This window comes from Janthinobacterium sp. 67 (genome assembly GCF_002797895.1).
Taxonomy (GTDB): domain Bacteria; phylum Pseudomonadota; class Gammaproteobacteria; order Burkholderiales; family Burkholderiaceae_D; genus Janthinobacterium.
In genome coordinates this window covers 251,115-257,144 of record NZ_PGES01000002.1, presented here as the reverse complement: position 1 = coordinate 257,144, position 6,030 = coordinate 251,115, and the positions used below count along the sequence as shown (strand labels likewise).

Here is a 6,030-nt window from a genome sequence, read left to right as displayed (position 1 = left end):
AAACCTCGGCCTGACACAGCCTGCCGTCAGCAATGCGCTGAGCCGCCTGCGGAAAATGCTGGGCGACGAACTGTTCCTGCGCACGGCGCGCGGAATGGAACCGACGCCATATGCCACCTTGTTGGCCGAGCCGATCGCCTATGCGCTGGCCACTATCCGTGACACGCTGGACCGGCAGCTCGAGTTCGATCCTGCGGCGAGCGTGCGCAAGTTCACGATCGCCATGACCGACCTGGGGGAAATCCACTTCCTGCCGAAGCTGATGAGCCGCCTGGCCGAGGCGGCGCCGGGCGTGACGGTCAGTACGGTGCGCAATACGAACGTCAACCTGGCAGACGAATTGGAAGCAGGACGGGTCGATATCGCGATTGGCCTGCTGCCGCAGCTGAAGGGGGGCTTCTTCCAGCGCCTGCTATTCCGCCAGCGCTATGTCTGCGTCCTGCGCAAGGGCCATCCGCTCGACAAGGGTGCGATGACGCTGGATGATTTCGAAGGCGCACAGCACGTGGTCGTGGTCGCAGGTGGCACCGGGCACGCCATCGCCGACGACACGATCCAGCGCAGGGGAATCAAGCGAAACATCAGGTTGAGCGTTCCGCACTTCATCGCGCTCGGCCATATCCTGGCGCGGACCGACCTGATCGCGACGATTCCCGAGCGGTATGTGCGCGAGAGCATGGGGCCGTTCGGGCTGACATACCTGGCTCATCCGGTTCCGATCCCGGAGTTCGACGTCAATCTGTTTTGGCATGCCAAGTTTCATAAGGAGCCTGGAAATCAGTGGCTGCGAAACCTGATCGCTGAGCTCGCGATTGACTGAAGATGTCGAAAGTCGAGCATCAAGCTAATCTAGTTGTCAGGCCCGAGCGAAAAGATGGCACTTGAAGTTCGATGCATGTCTCATGCAGAAAGTGACCACGTAAATAATGGCCAAGATGAAACCGTATATGTCGTGATTTCGGGTTACGGTGTATTACGTAGTGATGATTCAGAGATGCAATGCACCGCTGGCGATGTATTGTTCGTTCCAAGAGGATGTTCGCATCACTTCGAGCGGTTGGACGGTGATATCAAGATATGGAGAATCTCACCAGTTATGCCGTAAACTCTCTTGCGTTCGATTCACAAAAGTCGAATTAGCGCGGTATGGCGTACGTGCCTCCGGCGCTTGCTTCGGGTTGGGTTCTGCCCTTCATGGCAGTCCGTGACTTTTTCAGCCTGGCAACCTGCTATGCTGGCTGGATGGCTGGATGGCTGGATGGCCGGGTTCGGCCAAAAGCGGACCTTCGCTAATTCGCACTGTTCATCTAGAAGCGGACATTTGCTTACCTATAAGGTCCAGTGCTCCCGAAAAGCGTTAGGGAAGCACTGATTTATTCGCCACCAAGCGCTCCGTCGACGCTGTCCGTCTGAGATAATTTCACTTCACTCAACGCCGCCCTGTCGATCATGCAGAAAAGCTTCTCCGATCTCGAGTATGCCAACAAGAAGAAGCTGACGCGGCGCGACGTGTTTCTCGCAGAGCTCGACTCGACCACTCCGTGGGGTAAGCTGCATCAAGAAATCGAACCGTTTTACCCGAGGGTCAATGGCGCTGGCCGTCCTCCAATTGGTCTTGCGCGCATGCTGCGCATGTACGTGGCCCAACAATGCTTTGGCATGTCGGACGAAGGCATCGAGGATGCGATCTACGACAGCCAGGCGATTCGTGGTTTCGTCGGTATCGACCTCAATCGAGAGTCCGCCCCCGACGCGACGACATTGCTGAAGTTTCGGCACCTGCTCGAGGACAATGAGCTGACCAAAAAGATCTTCGACACCATCAACGGTCATCTCGCGGAAAAGGGTTTGATGATGCGCGAAGGGACTATCGTCGATGCCACGCTGATCGCGGCACCACCGTCGACGAAGAACAAAAACGGAGAGCGCGATCCGGAAATGCACCAGTCGAAGAAAGGTAACGACTGGCACTTTGGGATGAAGGCCCATGTGGGCGTTGATGCTGCGTCCGGTCTGGTGCACACCGTTATCGGCACTGCTGGCAACGTCTCCGACGTCACCCAAGCCTGTGCGCTATTGCATGGCGATGAGTCTGCTGCGCTCGGCGATGCCGGTTATCAAGGTGTCGAGAAGCGCCCGGAGAATCAGGGCAGATCGGTCACCTGGCATGTCGCAATGAAGCGATCCAAACGCAAGGCACTGCCGAAAAATAAGGTCGGTCGTATGCTTGAAAAACTGGAGCATCTCAAAGCCAGTGTGAGAGCGAAAGTCGAGCATCCGTTCCACGTCATCAAGAACCTGTTTCGTCATCGGAAGACGCGCTATCGCGGCCTGGCCAAAAATACTGCTCAGCTGTTCACGCTGTTCGGTTTCGCCAATCTGGTGCTGGCCGGCCGGCGATTTTCGATCACTGAATCCCGACGTGCGCCTTGAGCGCCGGAAGGCGCAAAAAAACCGATCAATTCGCTGAAAACCGCCTGTCCTGAGGGCAGAAATCGCATCTCAGAATGCCAGGCTGGTCTTTGCCGCAAAAAAAGGGAGGTCCGCTGAAAATCGTCAATTGATCAGCGCTTCCTTAGGTATCCGAGAGCGGCTTTCTATAAATTTTTTACCGAACGCCGTCAGTCATCCGGCAACCTGTATTCAGTCGACCATAGCAGCAGCACGCGAGTATAATTTCCCAGTCGAGAACATCATTTTCGAAGTGACCGAAGGCGAACGCGTGCAGAACCGTGCACACTTAATGCGCATCATTCGAGCCTATGACGAGCTAGGTTTCGGTACCGCCATTGATGACTTCGGCGCTGGCTACGCCGGTCGTGAATTGCTGTCTGACTACCACCCAACATCTGCGGGAGCGGCCGGCATCTCTAGCCGGGCCGCTTTCCGGTCCCAGAGGAATGGTGCTGGGCCATGAGATGACCGGCGACCAAACCAGAGCGAACCACGCCGTGGCGCACTTAGCGGATGGCAGTATTTTTTTCGACAGGGAGAGTTCATAGGCAGCGTAGATAGGGGGAGCAGGGACGGGCATAAAATTATTAAAATACATATTTACAAATCTAGATATGGAGAATAGAATTTGCATGCCCGTGAAGTAGCGACGCGCCGGACACACAGACCGAAGCGACGTTGTAACGCGCGGGGCGGCTAACCTGCGCCAGCCAAAGGCTGGCTCACTGTTCCCATCCCTCAATAGAAGGAGACCCAAAATGACCCATGTTGTCCGTTTTCATCAGATCGGCGGCCCCGAAGTCTTGCAGATCGAAGAGCTCGAAGTTGGCGCTCCGGGCTCCGGCGAGCTGCGCATCCGCGTCGAGGCGATCGGCCTGAATCGCGCGGAAGCCATGTTCCGCTCGGGTGTGTACCTGGAGCCGACGCAGCTGCCGGCCCGGCTCGGCTACGAAGCTTCCGGCATCGTCGAGGCGCTGGGCAGCGGCGTTCACGGCTTCGAGGTTGGCGAAGCGGTCAGCGTGATTCCGGCTTTTTCCATGAACAAGTTTGGCGTCTATGCCGAGCAGGCGATCGTGCCGGCCACGGGGGTTCTGAAGCGGCCGGCGGGCGTCGGCGCGGTGACGGGGGCGGCGATCTGGATGCAGTATCTGACCGCCTATGGCGCACTGATCGAGATTGCCCAACTCAAGCGCGGTGATGCGGTGATCATCACGGCGGCTTCGAGCAGCGTCGGCTTGGCCGCGATCCAGATCGCCAACAGCGTCGGCGCCATTCCGATCGCGACGACCCGGACACGCGCGAAGGAGGCGGCGCTACGCGAGGCGGGGGCGGCGCATGTGATCGCCACCGAGGAGCAGGACCTGGTCGCGGAGGTAATGCGGATCACCGACGGTCGCGGCGCGCGCATCGCCTTCGACCCGGTCGCGGGGCCGCAAGTCGAAACACTGGCGCAAGCGATGAGTCAGCAGGGCCTGATTTTCATCTATGGCAATCTCAGCGGTCAGGAGACGCCGTTCCCGGCCTTGGCAGCGATGAACAAGGCCCTGAGCGTGCGCGGCTACACGCTGTTCGAACTGACCGGTGATCCGCAACGCTTGGCGCCTGCGCAAGCTTTTATCACGCGCGGCCTCGAGGCCGGACAGCTGAAGCCGATCATTGCCAAGACCTTCCCCTTCGAGCAGATCGTCGAAGCGCACCGTTACATGGAATCGAACCAGCAGTTTGGCAAGATCGTCGTCACCGTATCTCGGTAGAGGCAGTTCGTGAAAGACCAGGAGAGGGCAGAGTCGCCTTTCCCGCGACTGCGGAAATGACTCGACGCTGCCCCTTCATCCCCGCCACGCTGGAGCTGGGCGGCAAATATCGCGTTGGGCATTACTGGAATGCGTCACGCATGGTAATATCGTCGTAACAACAGGAGGCACGTCATGGTCAAAGTAGCGTTGTTCGTTCGTCTGGAAGCAAAGCCTGGGAAAGAGAAAGAGGTAGAGAACTTTCTCTTGGATGGCCTTCCAATAGTGCAGGAAGAGCCAGCCACTACGGCGTGGTTCGGAATCCGCTTGGGGCCGTCCACCTTTGGCATCTTTGATGCCTTCCCGGATGAAGCAGGTCGGCAGGCTCATCTTTCGGGCAAGGTCGCAGCGGCGCTTATGGCAAAGGCTGCCGAGCTGTTTGCCAAACCGCCGTCAATCGAGAAGGTTGACGTCCTGGCGGCCAAGCTACCCGGCTAAGCAAACCCAACAAGGCGCTCCAGTCGCGTCCCTACCGCTTTGCGGCGGCAGGGACGCGACTGAGCTTGGACGTCCACCGGCCTGTTCTAAACGGAGCGCTCGAGAGGTGCCTGTCCAGGCACTAGCATCTACTTATCTACAAACGCAAATATATAGGTACTTACACATGAAAGATTCCATTCTTTTCGAAAGCACCACGCTGGGCCCCTACAGCCTGAAAAACCGCATCGTCCTGCCGCCGCTGACCCGTTCGCGTAGCTCGCAGCCAGGCAACATTCCCAATGACCTGATGGCGACCTACTACCGCCAGCGTACCGGTGCCGGCTTCATGGTCACCGAGGGCACCCAGATCGAGCCGCGCGGCCAGGGCTACGCCTGGACCCCGGGCATCCACAGTGCCGAACAGATCCTCGGCTGGCGCAAAGTGACCGATGCGGTACACGCCGAGGGCGGCACCATCTTCGCCCAGCTCTGGCATGTCGGCCGGGTCTCGCACACCTCGTTGCAACCCAATGGCGAAGCCCCGGTGGCGCCATCGGCGATCCCGGCCGAGGGCGTCAGCGTATTCATCGAGACAGGTCCCGGCACCGGCGCCCTGGCGCCGCCTTCGATGCCACGTGCACTGACCACCGCCGAGGTCAAGGAGCTGGTACAGCTCTATGCACAGGCCGCTCGCAACGCCCTCGACGCCGGTTTCGACGGCGTCGAAATCCACTCCGCCAACGGTTATCTGATCAACCAGTTCATTTCCGCGCACAGCAATCAGCGCGACGACGAGTACGGCGGCTCGTTGCAAAATCGCCTGTGCTTCCTCCGTGAGGTGACCCAGGCGGTGGCCGCGGTGGTCGGTAAAGACCGGCTCGGCGTGCGTTTCGCCCCGTTGTTCGCCAGCACCGACGAGGCCCGCGTATATCTCGGCCTGGTCGAAGAAAACCCACACGAGACCTATGTCGAAGCGGTCAAGGTGCTGGAAGAAGTCGGCATCGCTTACCTGTCGCTGGCCGAGGCGGATTGGGAAAACGCACCGGAGCTGCCGGAAAGCTTCCGCAGCGCGGTGCGCGAGGTCTTCAGCGGGCGCATCCTCTATGCCGGCAAATACACCGCCGAGCGAGGCAAGCGTGTGCTCGAGGCGGGCTGGGGCGATCTGGTAGCCTTCGGCCGTCCGTTCATCGCCAACCCGGACCTGCCCAAGCGAATTGCCAATGGCTGGCCGCTGAACCCGGTCGATCCGGCCAGCATGTACGGCGGAACCGCTGTCGGCTACACCGACTATCCGACCTATGGCGAATAGTCCGCTCGAGGTGCCGGCCCCCCGAGCGATAGGTTCGGGGGCCGGCGCATTGAC

At 59.3% G+C, this 6,030-nt stretch carries 7 protein-coding genes; all 7 read left to right on the top strand.

Going from position 1 to position 6,030, the window contains the following annotated elements; translation table 11 throughout:
- Positions 1 to 820: LysR family transcriptional regulator (locus CLU90_RS29010; RefSeq protein ID WP_100429711.1), on the top strand; the 820-nt coding region annotated here is incomplete at its 5' end.
- Positions 821 to 874: 54 nt separating this feature from the next.
- Positions 875 to 1,105 carry a cupin domain-containing protein gene (locus tag CLU90_RS30260; protein WP_100429710.1) on the top strand — a complete coding sequence of 77 codons (231 nt, stop codon included), beginning with the start codon at positions 875 to 877 and terminating at the stop codon, positions 1,103 to 1,105.
- 344 nt (positions 1,106 to 1,449) lie between these two features.
- Positions 1,450 to 2,433 carry an IS5 family transposase gene (locus CLU90_RS29000; protein ID WP_198511368.1) on the top strand — a complete coding sequence of 328 codons (984 nt, stop codon included), beginning with the start codon at positions 1,450 to 1,452 and terminating at the stop codon, positions 2,431 to 2,433.
- Between the two features lie 127 nt (positions 2,434 to 2,560).
- Positions 2,561 to 2,917, top strand: a complete 357-nt coding sequence (locus tag CLU90_RS28995; RefSeq protein ID WP_232731430.1) for an EAL domain-containing protein — start codon at positions 2,561 to 2,563, stop codon at positions 2,915 to 2,917.
- A 295-nt stretch (positions 2,918 to 3,212) separates the two neighbouring features.
- The gene (locus tag CLU90_RS28990; protein WP_100429707.1) at positions 3,213 to 4,208 is read left to right on the top strand and encodes a zinc-dependent alcohol dehydrogenase family protein; all 996 of its coding nucleotides are present in this window, start codon (positions 3,213 to 3,215) and stop codon (positions 4,206 to 4,208) included.
- A gap of 174 nt (positions 4,209 to 4,382) precedes the next feature.
- Complete coding sequence (locus CLU90_RS28985; RefSeq protein WP_100429706.1) at positions 4,383 to 4,685, top strand: putative quinol monooxygenase; 303 nt, start codon at positions 4,383 to 4,385, stop codon at positions 4,683 to 4,685.
- A 166-nt stretch (positions 4,686 to 4,851) separates the two neighbouring features.
- Complete coding sequence (locus tag CLU90_RS28980) at positions 4,852 to 5,976, top strand: alkene reductase (RefSeq protein WP_100429705.1); 1,125 nt, start codon at positions 4,852 to 4,854, stop codon at positions 5,974 to 5,976.
- The last annotated feature ends 54 nt before the right edge of the window (positions 5,977 to 6,030 follow it).